Genomic DNA, 15,558 nt, shown 5'->3' with positions numbered 1-15,558 from the left:
GGACCGACGGCCTTGCAGGAAGGGATGAATCAGAACGCCTTGGCCAGGTCGATTAGCAGGGCCCGGTAACCCATGCTACCTGGTTGTCGACTGTGCACCCTCAGCGCCACCAGCACCTCCCCTCCAGGCTCCCGCGCCGCACTTCGCCCTCTTCGTGGCAGAAAGTAAAAACAGCTACAGATCAAGGCGATGGACGCCATCGGATCAGATGGGTATCATGCGTGCGCGTTGCACTCGTAGCTCAGCTGGATAGAGTACTGCCCTCCGAAGGCAGGGGTCGTGGGTTCGAATCCCGCCGAGTGCGCCATATCCCTCACAAAGCCCGCCTTGCGCGGGCTTTGTCGTTTCTGCAAGACAGTGTCGGCCTGCTCGCGTTATTTCGTTTGGCGCTTACTGAAGCCGGCTTTAGTCCTGATGGCTTTACCTGGTTGGATCCATCTGCTTAGAATAGTGGCATTATGCCTCATCCTTCAGATGGATCGTCGCAAGGTTAACCATACCCTCCAGGGAATCAGGAATGAAAATGCTGAAACACTGTCTGGCCTTGACCATCGTCGCCACCCTCGTGGGTTGCCAGGCGACCGGTGAGCAATACCAATCCGATGTGTTCGATGCCAGCCAGGTAAACACCCAGCAGGAAGCCAAGACCGTGAAAATCATCACGGTCTCGCCGACCAAGATCAAGGTCAGCAACGAGAAGAACCAAAAAGCCGCAATGATGGTGGGTGGTGTACTGGGTGCGCTGGGTGGCGCGGCGCTGGGTGCAGGCCACAACAAAGACACCGCGATCATCGGCGGCGTGGCAGGCGGTGGCGCCGGCGCACTGGCAGGTTCTCTGGTAAGCGATACCTCGCTGGTGCCTGGCGTACTGATCGGCTACTCGGAAAATGGCAAGATCTACACCTCCGCCCAGGTTGGCCGCCCGTGCGATTTCGAAGTGGGGGGCATCTCCCTGATGGTCATGACCATCTCCAACGAAACCCGCATCCAGCCAAATGCGACCTGCCCAGATCCGAAAAAGAGCTGAGGCCTGAGCACATGAAGCACATTGTTCTGGGCACCGCCCTCGCACTGTCTGCCGCCACTGCCATGGCGGGCCAGTTCGATCAGCTCTACCAGATCGAACAGCAGACCAAGCAATCCGAAGCCGCTCTGGAAACCGAACGCCTGCGCCAGGCCGCCGCCGCCGAGCAGCGCGCCGAAGCTCGCGAAGCTGCTGCCCGCCAGCAGCGCGCAGCGGCCCAACGTGCCTCCGCGCAGCGTGCCGCCGAGAAACAGCAGGCGCAAGCAGCCGAGCGCAAGCGCGTGCAGACCCGCGAAGAAGCCTACGAGGACGACCTGCGTGCGCTGGAGCTGGAAGAGCGTCGCCTGGCCCTGCAAGCGAAAAAGGCAAAGGTCGCCCGCGCCAACGACTACATCGATGCCGAATTGCGCGACAGCGCTGCACGCACCGACGTGATCCAGTCCAATGCAGACTCCGCACGCAACGTCACCTCGGGCGCCAAGTCGCTGCTCGAGGACGCCGGCAAGGCGGAAGTAAAACGCGCCGGCAGCCTGTTCGGCGAGTAACCATCCAGGTGCGGTCCCGGCCCGCAGGTCGTGACCGCCCGTTGCAGAGACAACATCATGCTACGTCTGATCATGCTGGCCACGGCCGGCCTGCTGCTGAGCGGCTGCCTGCAGGAAGAAGCCAAGTTCCCCACCGTCGACCTGCACGGTCGCCTGGTCGTAGACCAGGAAATGACCGCATCGCGTCAGGCGCAGGGCATCCAGGGCGAGTACTTCAAGCGCGTCCTCAGCGTGAATGGCCAGGACATGGCCTTCAACGACTTCGTCCAGCAATACTGCCCGGACAGCAATACCCGCAACGAAACCTGCATCAAGGCCTTCCGCATCAAGAAGATCGACGATGTCAGCGGTGCCACGAGGTTCCTGCCCAACGGGCTGTAATCACCGTTGGAAGCACTGGAAAGGCCCCGGCAACGCGCCCGGGGCTTTTTCGTTTGTGCGACATGTCGTGTTTCTGGCACTCCCGTGCCACGGGTCATTGGTGTTAGCGTGGGCGTCTTCCCGTTTCCCGACGGGTAACCCACAACAATGATTGGCGAAGGAATGCGCACAACCATGCACCTGAAAAAACTTACCGCCACCACCCTGCTGCTGGCCAGCATCGGCCTGTTCACCCAACCGGCACAGGCCAACCTTACCCAGCAGCAGTCCGCGGCCATCGTCAAAGCCTTCGACGGTAGCGACCCAAGCGACTTCAAGCAGTTCCTCGGCAAGCTCAAAGGCAGCGACCTGGCCAAGGCCGACAACCTCGCGGCAACCCTGGATGCCTACCTGGCCGGCAAGCCATTGGCCGCCGAGCAGCAGAACGAGATCAACCGCCTGCTCGGCCTGTATACCCGCATCAAGTACGGCAAGGCTGCCAGCGAAACCCTGCGTGAACTGGTGGCCATCCCCACCTTCAACGTCGAAGGCACGCCGCAGCACGAGAACCCCGAGTTCCTCAGGATCGCCGACAAGATCAAGGCCCTGGCCGACAGCTTCGGCCTGGCTTTCCGCAATATCGACAACCGGGTGTACGAGATTTCGCTGGGCAGCGGTAAGGAAGTGGTCGGCATCCATGCCCACGCCGACGTGGTGCCGGTCAACCCGGACAACTGGAAGCTGGCCGATGGCACGCGCCTGGACCCGTTCAAGGTCACCCTGGTCGGTGACCGCATGTACGGCCGCGGCACCGAAGACGACAAGAACGGCATTGTCGTGGCGATGTACGCGCTGAAAGTGGCCAAGGACGAAAACCTGCCGCTGGCCCGCCAGTTCAAGCTGCTGATCGACACCACTGAAGAAACCAGCGGTGATGCCATCCCCTACTACTTCGAGCGCAACCCCACGCCCGACTACAACCTGGCCCTCGATGGCGGCTACCCGGTGGTCATCGCCGAGAAAGGCTACGGCACGATCATGGCCAGCTTCAGCAAGCGCCAGGCCAGTGGCAAGGGTGCCGAGATCGTCAACCTGACCGGCGGCCTGGCCACCAACCAGATCCCGACAACCTCGGTCGCGACTCTGGTCACCGACAACCCGGCGAAGCTGGCCAGCCAGCTGGAAAAAGCCGGCGCCGATTACGTGAAGCGCAATGGCGGCGACTTCAGCATCGCCGCCAAGGCCGATGGCAAGCAGGTGTTGCTCACCGTGACCGGCGTTTCCGCCCACTCTTCGGAGCCGGAGTCCGGGGTCAACCCGGTGGCGCGCATGCTCGGTTTCATCAACGGCCTGGGCAAGGATGTGCCGCTCAAGCACAACCACTTCACCGATGCCGCCCGCTACGCCGCCGACAACTGGGGCCTGGACTACCTGGGCAACAAGCTCGGCGTGGCCTTCAAGGATTCGTTCATGGGCCCTCTGACCGCCTCGCTGACCTTTGTCGGGGTGGATGAAAAAGGCCTGAAACTGGCGGTGAACCTGCGCATTCCGAAAGGCAAGCCAATCGCCACGATCAAGGACGAACTGGCTGACAAGCTGGGCAAATGGACCCGGCAGAGCCATACCTCGGTGGCCTTCGAATACAGCCTGGACGAGCCGATGTACCGCAACCCCGAGGGCGAATGGGTCAAGGCCTTGCTTGACGTGGCCACCGAGAACCTGGGCATGAAGCACGAGTTCGGTACCTCGGCGGGCGCCACCTCGGTACACGACCTGCCTAACGGCGTGCAGTTCGGCCTGGCCATGCCGGATGTGAAATACACCGGGCACAACGACAACGAGTTCAAGACCGTTGAGCAGTTCATGCTGGACTTGCAGGTGGTGAGCGAGATGGTGGCGCGGATCGGGCAGATGCCGAAGCTCTAATTGGCTGTACCGGCCTCTTCGCGGCTAAAGCCGCTCCCACAGGTACAGCGTATTCCTGTAGGAGCGGCTTTAGCCGCGAAGAGGCCGGCACAGGCGACAACTCATGACGTTTTTCAATCGACTCGATGCCGTTTCCTGCATTGCCGTGCAGAGCGCCGTGCCGGATGCTTTATTTACTCCGAGACATCGCTTTTTCCCAGCAGAGGCCCGTATGAAGACCGTCGAACAAATCCTCAAGACCAAGTCCCAGCATCAGACCGTGTACACCATCGGCCCGGATGACTCGGTACTCGACGCACTGAAAATGCTGGCGGAAAAAAACGTCGGTGCACTCCCGGTGGTCGAGGCCAACCAGGTGGTGGGTATCGTCAGTGAACGGGACTATGCGCGCAAGCTGGTACTCAAGGGCCGCTCGTCCGCCGCCACCCCTGTGCGCGAGATCATGAGTGCGCCGGTGGTCACCGTGGAACCGAAGCAGAACCTCGAGTACTGCATGAACCTGATGACCAACCGCCACCTGCGCCACCTGCCGGTGGTCAGCAATGGCGAGCTGCTCGGCCTGCTGTCGATCGGTGACCTGGTCAAGGAAACCATCGCCGAACAGGCAAACCTGATCCTGAAACTGGAGCAATACATCCGCGGTGAATGAAGCGCCTCAATGGTAGGCGCGCTCCAGTTCGTCCAGCTGATGGTCGAAGCTGCGCAGGCGCGCCGACCAGGTGTACACCAGCACTTCCAGATCCCGATTGAGCACGGCAGTGTTGCCATTGCCGCTGCGGGTTGGTTCGCCCAGATCCAGCTGGTAGCGTTCACGGGCCATGGCCTGGGCCACGCTGGACAGGTCGCGGGCATTGGCCAGCCAGTGGTGGTGGTGGTCATGAATTTCGCGGTCGAGCAAACGGCACTGGCGTTTCAGGGCATCCAGGCTCTGCTCCAGCGGCGTGCCCTTGAGCTCGCCCATGACCTCTTCGAAGGTGCGCCCCGAATGCCAGTAGCTGCCCCAGAAGTAGCGGTCGAACACCGTCTCGACGCGGCGCAGCGCAACTTTGGTGTTCCAGATGGTCAGCAACGTTCGCCCCTGCACCACCTCGCGCTTGTTCAGGTGCAATTGCTGCCAGGCGATCCAGGTCAGCGCCACCAGTGCAACCGCCACGGTGACGGCGGCAGCGGCATACAGGAAGTGCACTGCCTGGTTCATCTGTTGCGTTTGCCGTATGCCGTAGAAATAACTGGCCGTCAACGTGCCCAGGATCGTCACGGAGCACCAGAAGCCCGGTGCGTAGGGATCTTTCATCGCGCTATCCCCTTGTTGTTTTCCTGAGCATAGCAACGGCCAATCACTCGTCAGGCACCACTCGGCGCTTTATTTTTTGCGCAGGTGCAGCGCCTCGTTCAGTTGGTCGATCATCGGAATCCAGTCGTCATCAGCGATGTACTTCTCTTTCAGGAAATCGCGCTGGGAATCGCTCCAGAAAGGCGCATCAACCAGCTTTATATCGTCATCGAGCGGCGAATGGGTGGTGATGAAACGGTCGATATCGACCGGATCGTCAGACAGCCCCAGCTGTTTGAAAATCTCAGACAAAGGATGAATCGTATTATCCATGGTTCCTCCTCGTCGCCAGACCGGTCGTCGACGATGCCGGCCCGGCATGGGTTGAGAGCATCAGCTGAGCTCACGCACTTCGGCGCGCGGCACCAGCTTCAGATATTGCTCCATGCTCATGTGGATCAGGTGATCGTGATCACCCGCCTCCAGATAGACATCGCCTTGGCGGGTAAGACTCGAATCAAGCAGCATCTTTATCTGGTAGGCATCGCCCAGCGCCGGTACGGCACCGCGCTCGCAGTCGCCGAACAGGCTCGGCAGGCCGCTTTCACGGGTCAGTTGCCAGGCCCCGGACATGCGCACCTTGGTCATGTCCAGATGCCGGTTGGCCGGTAGCACGGCCATGATGTAGTTGCCATGACGGTCATCGAGCATCACCGACTTGGCGACCCGCTCGGCGGGCACGCCGGCCGTACGGGCCGACTCCAGGCTGGTGGCCGAATGTGGATGGGGAATGATGTCGTAATCGCAGTTGGCCTTGTCCAGGCGATCCTGCAGGGTCTTTGCCATACGCATGATGCACCTCCGGTTTCGCCCCCCAATTTCCAATTTTAGGCCGGGTACCAGCAGGCAGGGCTAAACTTGTGCAATAGAGGCAAACGAGGTGACGACAGGTGATCGCCCGCTGCTGGCGCTGGCTATTGCTGCTGTTGCTGCTTGGTATCACGCCAGGCGGTCAGGCAGCGCCTGGTGCAGTCTGGGTGCTGGGTGTCGATGACGCCATCGGCCCTGCCAGCGCCGACTACCTGGTGCGCAGCCTCGACCAGGCCAAGGCACAGGGTGCACAACTGGTGGTTATCCGCATGGACACCCCGGGCGGGCTGGACAGCGCCATGCGCCAGATGATCAAGGCGATTCTCGCCAGCCCAGTGCCGGTCGCAACCTTCGTCGCCCCCAGCGGAGCCCGCGCCGCCAGCGCCGGCACTTATATCCTCTATGCCAGCCATGTCGCGGTCATGGCGCCCGGTACCAACCTGGGGGCCGCAACCCCCGTGCAGGTCGGTGCTCCGCCAGGCACGCCCAAGGATGACAAGGCCAAAGGCAGCGATGACGATACCCTCGCGCGCAAGCAGGTCAACGATGCGGCGGCCTACATCCGTGGCCTGGCGCAGCTGCGCGGGCGCAATGCCGACTGGGCGGAGAAGGCCGTGCGCGAGGCGGTCAGCCTGTCCGCCAGCGAGGCCTTGAGGCTTGACGTTATCGACCTGATGGCCGATGACCTGCGTGACCTGCTGCACAAGCTCGATGGCAAAACGCTCACTGTCGCTGGCCAGCCCCTGCAACTGCAGACCGCCGGCGCCAACCTGGTCGAGCACCTGCCGGACTGGCGCACACGGGTGTTGGCGGTCATCACCAACCCCAGCGTGGCGCTGATTCTGATCATGATCGGTGTGTACGGCCTGCTGTTCGAATTCATGAACCCCGGCTCGACGGTCGGTGGCGTGGTCGGCGGTATATGCCTGCTGCTGGCGCTATATGCCCTGCAGCTGTTGCCGGTGAGCTTCGCCGGGGTGGCGCTGATATTGCTCGGCATCGCCTTCATGATTGCCGAAGCCTTTCTGCCCAGTTTCGGCGTGGTCGGCTTTGGCGGCATTGTCGCCTTCGTGGTCGGCGCGCTGATCCTGATCGACACTGACGCCCCTGGTTTCGGTATCCCGTTGACCCTGATCGGCATCCTGGCGGTGCTCTCGGCGCTGCTGATCGGCGGCGTGCTGGGCATGGCCCTCAAAGCCCGCCGACGGGCGCTGGTCAGCGGTGACGCCGGCCTGGTCGGCAGCCTGGTCACCGTCACCCAAGTGATGGCGGGCAACCCGTTCTGTGGCTTTGTGCTGGCCCAGGGCGAGCAATGGCAGGCGCAGTGTGCAACGCCACTGCAAGCGGGCCAGAACGTGCGGGTGACCGCGCGCCATGGCGTCATGCTGGAAGTGAGCGCCGCCGCGCCCGCGGCGCAAGGAGAATGACCATGTTCATGCAATTGGGCTTCGGCGCGGTGCTGATCGTGCTGGCGATGCTGTTGCTGTCGGCGTTCCGCATCCTGCGTGAATACGAGCGCGGCGTGGTGTTCCAACTGGGGCGCTTCTGGCAGGTGAAGGGGCCGGGGCTGATCCTGCTGATCCCGGTAATCCAGCAAATGGTGCGGGTTGACCTGCGCACCGTGGTGCTGGATGTACCACCTCAGGATGTGATCACCCGCGACAACGTCTCGGTCAAGGTCAACGCCGTGCTCTACTTCCGAGTGCTCGACCCGCAGAAGGCGATCATCCAGGTCGAAGATTTCCTCGTGGCGACCAGCCAGCTGGCCCAGACCACGCTGCGCGCGGTGCTCGGCAAGCACGAACTGGATGAACTGTTGGCCGAACGCGAGCAACTGAACTCGGACATTCGCCAGGTGCTTGATGCACAGACCGATGCCTGGGGTATCAAGGTGGCCAACGTCGAGATCAAGCACGTCGATCTCAACGAATCGATGGTGCGCGCCATTGCCCGCCAGGCCGAGGCCGAGCGTGAAAGGCGGGCCAAGGTGATCCATGCCGAGGGTGAGTTGCAGGCGTCGGAGAAGTTGATGCAGGCGGCGCAGATGCTGAGCAAGGAACCAGGGGCGATGCAGTTGCGTTACATGCAAACGCTGGGGACGATTGCCGGGGACAAGAGCTCGACCATCGTCTTTCCGCTGCCGGTGGATTTGCTCAAGGGGTTGGTGGACAAGCAGAAATAGAGGTGGCCCATTCGCGGGAAAGCCCGCGAATGGCCTACATACGGTCTGTCAGACTGGCGCGCGACGCAGAGTCGCCAGGAAGGTGGCCGCGCCAATGAACAACCCGGCGAAAGTCCGGTTCAAACGCTTCTGCTGTTTGGGCGTACGCAGCAGGCGCAACACCCGCGCAGCCAACCCGGTATACCCCGCCATCACCAGCATATCCACGGCGACCATGGTCACGGTGATCGCCACATACTGGGGCAACAGCGGTTCATGCGGGTTGATGAACTGCGGCAGCACCGCCAACATGAACACCAGTGCCTTGGGGTTGCTGACGTTGACCAGGAAACCACGGAACACCAGGCTCAGCGGTTTGCCGATCGGACGCACGGCGGATTCATCGCTCATGTCCAAGGGCAGCGCACGCCACTGTTTGTAGGCCAGGTAGACAAGGTAGGCGACACCGAACCATTTGATGATCTGGAACGCCGTGGCCGAGGCAGCCAGAACAGCGCCAACGCCGGCGGCGATGATGGCGATCTGCAGGATCAGGCCCAGTTGCAGGCCCAGGGCGTTCCAGTAACCACGCCAGAAACCGTATTGCAGGCCACTGGACATCGAGGCAATCGCCCCGGCGCCGGGTGAAAGGCTGATCACCCAACAGGCGGCAAAGAAGCCCAACCACACTTCCATCGACATCACACACCTCGCTCGGACATTTGTTGCAAAACGTTAAGCTAAGGTGTTGGTGAAAAAATAACCAGTAAATTTTGCAGGATTTGTTCTACCTGTACTGTCCTCTTCGCAGCACAAGGCTGCTCCTACAGAGTTACGCGGTCGCTGTAGGAGCAGCCTTGTGCTGCGAAGAGGACGGTACAGGATTAATCAGTCCGCTTCGGCGGGCGCCTCTTTGTGCATCGTCTGCACCTCAGCCCCGCGCCAGCGCCGTACCGACTTCTGGAAGAACTGGCTATTGGGCACCTGCACCAGCGCCCCGCCCGCCTCGGGCATTTCCATCAGGGTGGTGAACAGCAGGTTGATGGCAATCACCCGGCCCTTGACGCCCGGCTTGTCGAGGGTGTCGACCAGTTCGACCACATCACCAATACGAAACGGCCCGACGGTGAAGATCAGCACCGCGCACAGCAGGTTGGACAGCACGCTCCACATGGCGAAGAAAGCCACTGCCGCCACCGCGACGAAGCCGGACAGTGCTGTCCACAGCACAGTCGCCGACACACCCAGGCGCTCCAGCACGAACAGCAACGCGCTGCCCATGATCAGCCAGCGCAGGCCGCCACGCACCGGCACCAACAGCTCCGGCGGCAACGGGTAACGCTGGCTCAGGCGGCTCAGCCCGCGTGCAACGATGCGCTGCAGGACGAAGGCCACTACCAGGATCAACAGTATCTGCAAGCCCAGCCAGAAGGTGTCCATCCATTGCCCTGGCAGCAGCGAACGCAGTTCCTCCATCAGGACAGCGCCTCGAGCTCGGCCTGCATGCTTTCGAGGGTTTCCAGCGCTTCCATCCAGGCCTCTTCCAGTTCGCCTTCGCGCTGCTTCAGCTTGGTCTGGCGCGCCAGCAGGTCACGCAACTCGTCCTTGCGCGAAGCGTCGTAGAGGCCACCATCACCCAGCGCGGTCTCGATCTCGGCTAGTTGCGCGTGCACCTGGTTGAGCTCGGCTTCCAGCTTGTCGGCCGCCTTTTTGTGCGGGGCCAGTTGCTGACGCAAGGCTGCGGCAGCCTGGCGTTGGGCCTTCTTGTCGGTCTTATCCGGGTTGACCGGGGTGGTACTGGCTGGCGCGCTGCGCTGGCGGTACTCGACCAGCCAGCGGCTGTAGTCGTCCAGGTCACCATCGAAGATGTCGACCTTGCCATCGGCCACCAGCAGAAAGTCGTCGGTGGTGCTCTTGAGCAGGTGACGGTCGTGCGACACCACCACCACGGCACCGGCAAACTCCTGCAGGGCCATGGTCAGCGCCAGGCGCATTTCCAGGTCGAGGTGGTTGGTCGGTTCGTCGAGCAGCAACAGGTTCGGTCTTTCCCATGCGATCAGGGCCAGTGCCAGGCGAGCCTTTTCACCACCGGAAAAGTTCACCACCGGCTCGTCGACGCGGTCGCCATGGAAGTCGAAGCCGCCCAGGAAGTCGCGCAAGGTCTGCTCACGTTCGGTGGGGGCAATGCGCTGCAGGTGCAGCAGCGGGCTGGCCTTGTCGTCCAGAGAGTCCAGCTGGTGCTGGGCGAAGTAGCCCACGGCCAGGTTCTCACCTCGCACCAGGCGGCCCGACAATGGCTCGAGCTCGCCAGCGAGGTTCTTGATCAGGGTCGACTTGCCAGCGCCGTTGGGGCCGAGCAGGCCAATGCGCGCACCGGGGGTGAGCTGCAGCTTGACCTTGTCGAGGATCGCCTTGTCACCGTAACCCAGGCGGCCTTCGGACAGGCTCAGCAGCGGGCTGGAGATTTTCTGCGACTCGCGGAAAACGAAGTCGAACGGCGAATCGACATGCGCCGCCGATAGCTCCTCCATGCGCTCCAGTGCCTTGATCCGGCTCTGTGCCTGGCGGGCCTTGGTGGCCTGGGCCTTGAAGCGGGCAATGTACTTTTCCATGTGCGCACGCTGGGCCTGCTGTTTCTCGTAGGCCTGCTGCTGTTGCGCCAGGCGCTCGGCCCGGGTGCGCTCGAAGGCCGTGTAGCCGCCCTTGTACAGGTTCAGCTTGCGCTGCTCGACGTGCAGCACATGGTCGACCACGGCATCGAGGAAGTCGCGGTCGTGGGAGATCAGCAACAACGTGCCGGGGTAGCCCTTGAGCCAGTCCTCCAGCCACAGGATAGCGTCCAGGTCCAGGTGGTTGGTGGGCTCATCGAGCAGCAGCAGGTCGGAGGGGCACATCAGGGCCTGGGCCAGGTTCAGGCGCATCCGCCAGCCACCGGAGAAGTCGCCGACGCGGCGGTCCATCTGTTCGTTGGTGAAACCAAGGCCGGCCAGCAGCTTGCGTGCGCGGGCGTCGGCGGTATAGCCGTCGGCGCTATCCAGCTCAATGTGCAGGCGCGCCAGGGCGGTACCGTCGTGGGCCTGCTCGGCCGCAGCGAGTTCGGCCTGGACCTTGCGCAGGCGCACGTCACCGTCGAGCACATAGTCCACGGCCAGGCGGTCGAGTGTATCGACCTCCTGGCGCATGTGGGCGATACGCCAGTCACCGGGCAGCTGGCAATCGCCGGCATCGGGCGACAGCTCACCGCGCAGCAAGGCGAACAGGCTGGATTTTCCGGCGCCGTTGGCGCCGATCAGGCCGGCCTTGTGACCGGTGTGCAGGGTCATCTCGGCGCCTTCTAGCAAGCGCTGCGGACCACGCTGTAAAGTGAGGTTGGATAGTCTGATCATGATGGTCGCGGAGTCTACCAGCTTCCTCGGCCCATAGCGCGAGTGGAACCATGCACACCGACCTGTGGAATCACGCCCTGGCCCTGTACGCCAGGCCCGGCGTGGAAGCCGCCTGCCTTGAACTGCAGGCGCTGGGTGGCGATGTCTGTCTGCTGCTGTGCGCAACCTGGCTGCAGGCGGGTGGCGTGGCCGTGCGGGACGAACGCGTACAGGCATTGCGCGAGGTTACCGAGCCCTGGCAGCGCGAAGTGGTCAACCCATTACGTAGTTTGCGCCAACAGTGGCGAGCAGCAGCGCAAAGTGATGCGCAGCTGGCGGCGTTGCGTGAGCAGGTGAAGGGGTTGGAGTTACAGGCCGAGAAAACCTTGCTGGAACGCTTGCAGGAGCGTTCGCAACAGTGGCCGGTGGGCGCCCATGAGCCCATGGAAGACTGGCTGGACCGGCTGGCGCCGGACCAGGCCCGCCACCACGACGCGCTGGTTCGGTTGCGCGTCGCGGCGGCAGCGCTTCAGGACGCCGAAGACGGTGCCTGAGCCGGGGTGCTGGCAGGTGCCGATGGCGCTACCGAAGCTGCCGGGGTGGCCGAGTTGGTCGCGGCGGCCGGAGTGCTGGCGGCTGGCGTAGCCGGTTTGGCTTCGGCTGGCTTGCTGGCAACAGGCTTGGCAGCTGCTGGCTTGGCGGCGGGTTTGGCGGCCGTACGTGCTGGAGCCTTGGCGGCAGCTGGTTTCGCGGCCGGCTTGGCAGCAGCGGCTTTGGCTGGCGTTTTGGCCGCCGCTGGCTTGGCTGCAGGCTTAGCAGCTGCGGTGGCTTTGGCTGCTGGCTTGGCAGCAGGTTTGGCAGCAGCAGTGGCCTTGGCGGCTGGCTTGGCCGCAGGTTTGGCAGCAGCAGTAGCCTTGGCAGTTGGCTTGGCTGCAGGTTTGGCAGCAACAGTGGCCTTGGCGGCTGGCTTCGCTGCAGGCTTGGCAGCAGCAGTGGCCTTGGCGGCTGGCTTCGCTGCAGGCTTGGCAGCAGCAGTGGCTTTGGCAGCTGGTTTGGCTGCAGCAGCGGCCTTGGCGGCTGGCTTGGCCGCAGGTTTGGCAGCAGCAGTGGCCTTGGCGGCTGGCTTGGCTGCAGGTTTGGCAGCAGCAGTGGCCTTGGCGGCCGGCTTGGCTGCAGGTTTGGCCGCAGCAGCCTTGGTGACGGGTTTGGCGGCTGCCGGTTTGGAGGTCTTGGCAGCACGCTGGTCAAGCGCCTTGGCTGCAGCTTCGCGAACCTTGCCTACACCTTGGGCCAGCTTGAGGCTGTCCTGGGCATCGCGCTTGAGTTGCTGAATATAAGAACGAGTCTGGGTTTGACGTTCCTTGAGGGAGTCGAGCAGTTCTTCAAGTTCTCCAATGACTTTTTGCGCCTTGGTCTGCGCCTTGGCTTTACCTGCCTTGGCCGCGTCTTGCAGTTTCAGGCGACCGTTGTGCAGTTTTTCCTGGGCCTTGCCACGCTGCTTTTCCAACTTGGCCAGCAGTTTTTCCGCATCAGCCAGCGCTTGCGAGCAGGCATCTTCCAAGTGTTCGAGCAAGCTGCCCGAAAGTTGCTGGAGCAGGTGTAACGGCGTGCTTACTGGCTTCTTTTTAGCCGACATGGTTTACCTCCTGGCTGACGAGATTGCGGCTCATACTATGCTTCTGCTGCTACCGCCGCTAGGGCATGTTGACAGTATTGTTTACGCCGCGTTGCATGCCTGGGCAAAGTTGTTATCTTGCAGCTCCGAGCAAGTGTAGTTGCTGAATAAATCATTGCTGATATTTGGCAGTTATCTGTATTGCACAGCACTCCTGCAGGAGCGGCCTTGTGTCGCGATGGGCTGCGGAGCAGCCCCTGGATTTCAGCACCACCGCAGATATTGCCGGGGCTGCTTTGCAGCCCTGTCGCGACACAAGGCCGCTCCTACAAGGACCGCGAGCACACAATACAAAACGGAACACTGGCATACTTCCCCGCTCATTGGCGCAGGAACTGACCATGCCTCGATATCTTCTTTTAGGTTTGTGCCTGCTGGCACCCATCGCCCTGGCCGACAGCGAAGAACATGACCTCGCCTACAGCATCGGCGCCAGCCTGGGTGAGCGGCTGCGCCAGGATATGCCGGGCCTGCAGTTGGATGCGCTGGTAGAAGGCCTGCGCCAGTCCTACCAGGGGCAACCGCTGAAACTCGACAAGGCACGCATGCAGGCTTTGCTCCAGCAGCAGGAAGCACGGGAAGGCGATGCCGCCATGCAGAAGCTGCAAGCTGCCGAAACACGCTTCATGGCCAACGAGCGTGGTCGTTATGGCGTGCATGAACTACCGGAGGGTGTGCTCTACAGCGAACTGCAAGCAGGCACGGGCGCGCAGCCCAAAGCCAGTGGCAAGGTGCAGGTGCGCTATGTGGGCAGGCTGCCAGACGGCTCGGTGTTCGACCAGAACCAGACGCCCCAGTGGTTCAGCCTGGACTCAGTCATCGAAGGGTGGCAGGTGGCCTTGCCAAAGATGCACGCTGGCGCCAAATGGCGCCTGGTGATCCCGTCGGCGCTAGCGTATGGCGCCGAGGGTGCGGGCGACCTGATTGCACCCTACACCCCCCTGGTGTTCGAGATAGAACTGCTGGCGGTTGGCGACTGACGCCAACGCTCACGCCGGCAATGCGCCTTCTTCCTTGTGCGCGTTGTGCAACACTTCGATCAGGCAGTCTTCAAGTTCGAAGCGCTCGTGCAGCAGGCCACCCAGCTTGCCCAGCTTTTCGGCAAAGCGTTCGGTGTCCTTGCACTCACCCTTGGCGCAATGGTCATTGAAGGCCAATGCGACCTGAGTACTGTCGTTGATCCGTGGGTTGATCTCTTCGGCCAGCTTCAGCGCCTTCTCGTCGCCGAAGGCCTTGGCCTCACTGACCAACTGCTCGCAGACTTCGAAATGCCACGCCGAAACGTAGTCAACGAGGAGCGCGCAAAAGTCCCCGTTCGTGTCCTTGTCGGCGAAGGCCGGCTTGGCATCGCGCAGCGCGCGGAAAGCCTGCACCAGTTCCTGGCGCTCCTCCAGCCAGCGGTCGATCAGTTTGTGAACCCCACCCCAGCGTTCCTGAGCGTTCTGACAACTATCGAGCATGGCAATCTCTTCCCTTCTGGGTAGATGCCGCTGCACCTCGCACCACGACCGTGCAGCACAAAGGTGACATCAGCAGGCGGCATCGAGCAGTTGTGTTTTCGGTATGCGTGCTGGGAGATTATTCCCGCGCGTGCTGCCCTTCAAGGTACGCAGCGGACAAAGTTCATACAAGTGTTTAATACCCTGTTACACGGCCATTGGTCGTGCCAATGGCGCAACCTTGCGCCAGGTCATGTTCTCGCCAGGGTGCGGAAACGATACGCCAGCAGGCAACTCAAGGGCAGCACCGCCAGCAGCAGGAAGGCCAGCAGGCTCCACTCGGGCAGGGTCAGGTCGAGAAAGCTCCAGGTGAGCGAGTTGCAATCCGGGCCGCCGAACAACAATTGGCGGGCCGCCTCGCCCCAGGATTGCTCGAACAGCCGCCCGAGCGGCACCGGGCAGACTGGAATGGCCCCGTCATCCCCTTGCAACCAGACATGCCGCGCTGCCAGCAGCGCCCCGGCCAGCGAACAGCCCAGCGTCGCCCGCGCGTAACAGCGAATGCCCGCCGTACCCGGTGCCTGCAGCACCGCCGCCAGGCACAGCAGCGCGTACAGGCCAAGCAGCAGGCGCTGGCTGAAACACAACGGGCAGGGCACCAGCCCGAGGACGCTTTCCAGGTGGAAGGACGCGGCCAGTACCGCCAGTGCAGCAAGGCAGGCAGGTAGGAAAAAGGTGCGCAAACGGGCCGGCAACATGGGCGGTGAAGGTCCCGGGATAATGAAGTGGCCTGAAACGGTAGAGGAAAGACGCGCTTTGTTTCAAGGCGCGACAGCAACGACAAGTCGCTGAATCGCGAAGGAAATTTCCAACCGTGCAGTAGGAAACGTCTGAAGAAATGGACTGCAGATCTAACTTAC

18 protein-coding genes and 1 tRNA gene are annotated in these 15,558 nt (G+C 62.3%); 10 read left to right on the top strand and 9 right to left on the bottom strand.

The features are described from left to right. Positions 1–230 precede the first annotated feature (230 nt). From M1D87_RS01080 to M1D87_RS01055, 6 genes are all read left to right on the top strand, one after another. Positions 231–307, top strand: a tRNA-Arg gene (locus tag M1D87_RS01080). Positions 308–523: 216 nt separating this feature from the next. Beyond that, positions 524–1,027, top strand: a complete 504-nt coding sequence (locus M1D87_RS01075) for a hypothetical protein (RefSeq protein ID WP_322265147.1) — start codon at positions 524–526, stop codon at positions 1,025–1,027. Between the two features lie 11 nt (positions 1,028–1,038). After that, positions 1,039–1,569: a DUF5384 family protein gene (locus tag M1D87_RS01070; protein ID WP_015268560.1), complete on the top strand. Its 531-nt coding sequence runs from the start codon at positions 1,039–1,041 to the stop codon at positions 1,567–1,569. Positions 1,570–1,626: 57 nt separating this feature from the next. Beyond that, positions 1,627–1,950 carry a hypothetical protein gene (locus M1D87_RS01065; RefSeq protein ID WP_015268559.1) on the top strand — a complete coding sequence of 108 codons (324 nt, stop codon included), beginning with the start codon at positions 1,627–1,629 and terminating at the stop codon, positions 1,948–1,950. 174 nt (positions 1,951–2,124) lie between these two features. Beyond that, positions 2,125–3,855, top strand: coding sequence for a dipeptidase (locus tag M1D87_RS01060; RefSeq protein ID WP_039614266.1), 1,731 nt, complete (start codon positions 2,125–2,127; stop codon positions 3,853–3,855). Between the two features lie 211 nt (positions 3,856–4,066). After that, positions 4,067–4,504 carry a CBS domain-containing protein gene (locus M1D87_RS01055; RefSeq protein WP_003260233.1) on the top strand — a complete coding sequence of 146 codons (438 nt, stop codon included), beginning with the start codon at positions 4,067–4,069 and terminating at the stop codon, positions 4,502–4,504. Between the two features lie 6 nt (positions 4,505–4,510). Here M1D87_RS01055 and M1D87_RS01050 read toward each other — a convergent pair whose 3' ends face one another. The 3 genes from M1D87_RS01050 to M1D87_RS01040 all read right to left on the bottom strand — a co-directional run bounded on the left by M1D87_RS01050 (position 4,511) and on the right by M1D87_RS01040 (position 5,980). Continuing rightward, the gene (locus M1D87_RS01050) at positions 4,511–5,149 is read right to left on the bottom strand and encodes an NADH:ubiquinone oxidoreductase subunit N (RefSeq protein WP_102083332.1); all 639 of its coding nucleotides are present in this window, start codon (positions 5,147–5,149) and stop codon (positions 4,511–4,513) included. 69 nt (positions 5,150–5,218) lie between these two features. Beyond that, positions 5,219–5,461 (bottom strand): DUF2789 domain-containing protein, encoded by a 243-nt coding sequence (locus tag M1D87_RS01045; protein WP_003260231.1) that lies wholly within the window; start codon positions 5,459–5,461, stop codon positions 5,219–5,221. Positions 5,462–5,521: 60 nt separating this feature from the next. Further along, positions 5,522–5,980, bottom strand: a complete 459-nt coding sequence (locus M1D87_RS01040; protein ID WP_003260230.1) for an aminoacyl-tRNA deacylase — start codon at positions 5,978–5,980, stop codon at positions 5,522–5,524. A 98-nt stretch (positions 5,981–6,078) separates the two neighbouring features. Here M1D87_RS01040 and M1D87_RS01035 point away from each other — a divergent pair, with 98 nt between their 5' ends. Both M1D87_RS01035 and M1D87_RS01030 read left to right on the top strand, forming a co-directional pair. Then, positions 6,079–7,425 (top strand): NfeD family protein, encoded by a 1,347-nt coding sequence (locus M1D87_RS01035; protein ID WP_123085107.1) that lies wholly within the window; start codon positions 6,079–6,081, stop codon positions 7,423–7,425. A 2-nt stretch (positions 7,426–7,427) separates the two neighbouring features. Beyond that, positions 7,428–8,180: a slipin family protein gene (locus M1D87_RS01030; RefSeq protein ID WP_015268552.1), complete on the top strand. Its 753-nt coding sequence runs from the start codon at positions 7,428–7,430 to the stop codon at positions 8,178–8,180. A 48-nt stretch (positions 8,181–8,228) separates the two neighbouring features. On the opposite strand, the gene M1D87_RS01025 is transcribed toward M1D87_RS01030, so the two are convergent. The 3 genes from M1D87_RS01025 to M1D87_RS01015 all read right to left on the bottom strand — a co-directional run bounded on the left by M1D87_RS01025 (position 8,229) and on the right by M1D87_RS01015 (position 11,545). After that, the gene (locus M1D87_RS01025) at positions 8,229–8,861 is read right to left on the bottom strand and encodes a LysE family transporter (protein ID WP_015268551.1); all 633 of its coding nucleotides are present in this window, start codon (positions 8,859–8,861) and stop codon (positions 8,229–8,231) included. Between the two features lie 186 nt (positions 8,862–9,047). Continuing rightward, a complete protein-coding gene (locus M1D87_RS01020; protein WP_061303786.1) occupies positions 9,048–9,635 on the bottom strand; it encodes a mechanosensitive ion channel family protein in 588 nt (195 codons plus the stop codon). Beyond that, positions 9,635–11,545, bottom strand: coding sequence for an ATP-binding cassette domain-containing protein (locus M1D87_RS01015; RefSeq protein ID WP_015268549.1), 1,911 nt, complete (start codon positions 11,543–11,545; stop codon positions 9,635–9,637). The genes M1D87_RS01020 and M1D87_RS01015 overlap by 1 nt, the downstream gene beginning before the upstream one ends. A gap of 50 nt (positions 11,546–11,595) precedes the next feature. On the opposite strand from M1D87_RS01015, the gene M1D87_RS01010 reads away from it, so the two are divergent. Further along, positions 11,596–12,078, top strand: a complete 483-nt coding sequence (locus M1D87_RS01010; RefSeq protein ID WP_102083329.1) for a TIGR02444 family protein — start codon at positions 11,596–11,598, stop codon at positions 12,076–12,078. On the opposite strand, the gene M1D87_RS01005 is transcribed toward M1D87_RS01010, so the two are convergent. Further along, a complete protein-coding gene (locus M1D87_RS01005) occupies positions 12,054–13,160 on the bottom strand; it encodes an AlgP family protein (protein WP_232881697.1) in 1,107 nt (368 codons plus the stop codon). The genes M1D87_RS01010 and M1D87_RS01005 overlap by 25 nt on opposite strands. A 380-nt stretch (positions 13,161–13,540) precedes the next feature. Here M1D87_RS01005 and M1D87_RS01000 point away from each other — a divergent pair, with 380 nt between their 5' ends. Then, complete coding sequence (locus M1D87_RS01000; protein ID WP_123085109.1) at positions 13,541–14,179, top strand: FKBP-type peptidyl-prolyl cis-trans isomerase; 639 nt, start codon at positions 13,541–13,543, stop codon at positions 14,177–14,179. 9 nt (positions 14,180–14,188) lie between these two features. Here M1D87_RS01000 and M1D87_RS00995 read toward each other — a convergent pair whose 3' ends face one another. Together M1D87_RS00995 and M1D87_RS00990 are read right to left on the bottom strand one after the other, a co-directional pair. Then, entirely contained in the window at positions 14,189–14,659 is a 471-nt protein-coding gene (locus tag M1D87_RS00995) for an Rsd/AlgQ family anti-sigma factor (protein WP_023662697.1), read from the bottom strand. 230 nt (positions 14,660–14,889) lie between these two features. Then, positions 14,890–15,396: a disulfide bond formation protein B gene (locus M1D87_RS00990; protein ID WP_038408525.1), complete on the bottom strand. Its 507-nt coding sequence runs from the start codon at positions 15,394–15,396 to the stop codon at positions 14,890–14,892. Positions 15,397–15,558 lie beyond the last annotated feature (162 nt).

Source organism: Pseudomonas sp. SA233 (genome assembly GCF_054792385.1).
The sequence above is the reverse complement of the archived record's forward strand: the minus strand, read 5'-3'. Positions and strand labels throughout refer to the sequence as shown.

Excerpts from the sequence above, each read along its gene's own strand:
- M1D87_RS01075 (WP_322265147.1), top strand. The coding sequence starts at position 524 with ATGCTGAAACACTGTCTGGCCTTGACCATCGTCGCCACCCTCGTGGGT.
- M1D87_RS01070 (WP_015268560.1), top strand. The coding sequence starts at position 1,039 with ATGAAGCACATTGTTCTGGGCACCGCCCTCGCACTGTCTGCCGCCACT.
- M1D87_RS01065 (WP_015268559.1), top strand. The coding sequence starts at position 1,627 with ATGCTACGTCTGATCATGCTGGCCACGGCCGGCCTGCTGCTGAGCGGC.
- M1D87_RS01060 (WP_039614266.1), top strand. The coding sequence starts at position 2,125 with ATGCACCTGAAAAAACTTACCGCCACCACCCTGCTGCTGGCCAGCATC.
- M1D87_RS01055 (WP_003260233.1), top strand. The coding sequence starts at position 4,067 with ATGAAGACCGTCGAACAAATCCTCAAGACCAAGTCCCAGCATCAGACC.
- M1D87_RS01050 (WP_102083332.1), bottom strand. The coding sequence starts at position 5,149 with ATGAAAGATCCCTACGCACCGGGCTTCTGGTGCTCCGTGACGATCCTG.
- M1D87_RS01045 (WP_003260231.1), bottom strand. The coding sequence starts at position 5,461 with ATGGATAATACGATTCATCCTTTGTCTGAGATTTTCAAACAGCTGGGG.
- M1D87_RS01040 (WP_003260230.1), bottom strand. The coding sequence starts at position 5,980 with ATGCGTATGGCAAAGACCCTGCAGGATCGCCTGGACAAGGCCAACTGC.
- M1D87_RS01030 (WP_015268552.1), top strand. The coding sequence starts at position 7,428 with ATGTTCATGCAATTGGGCTTCGGCGCGGTGCTGATCGTGCTGGCGATG.
- M1D87_RS01025 (WP_015268551.1), bottom strand. The coding sequence starts at position 8,861 with ATGTCGATGGAAGTGTGGTTGGGCTTCTTTGCCGCCTGTTGGGTGATC.
- M1D87_RS01020 (WP_061303786.1), bottom strand. The coding sequence starts at position 9,635 with ATGGAGGAACTGCGTTCGCTGCTGCCAGGGCAATGGATGGACACCTTC.
- M1D87_RS01015 (WP_015268549.1), bottom strand. The coding sequence starts at position 11,545 with ATGATCAGACTATCCAACCTCACTTTACAGCGTGGTCCGCAGCGCTTG.
- M1D87_RS01010 (WP_102083329.1), top strand. The coding sequence starts at position 11,596 with ATGCACACCGACCTGTGGAATCACGCCCTGGCCCTGTACGCCAGGCCC.
- M1D87_RS01005 (WP_232881697.1), bottom strand. The coding sequence starts at position 13,160 with ATGTCGGCTAAAAAGAAGCCAGTAAGCACGCCGTTACACCTGCTCCAG.
- M1D87_RS01000 (WP_123085109.1), top strand. The coding sequence starts at position 13,541 with ATGCCTCGATATCTTCTTTTAGGTTTGTGCCTGCTGGCACCCATCGCC.
- M1D87_RS00995 (WP_023662697.1), bottom strand. The coding sequence starts at position 14,659 with ATGCTCGATAGTTGTCAGAACGCTCAGGAACGCTGGGGTGGGGTTCAC.
- M1D87_RS00990 (WP_038408525.1), bottom strand. The coding sequence starts at position 15,396 with ATGTTGCCGGCCCGTTTGCGCACCTTTTTCCTACCTGCCTGCCTTGCT.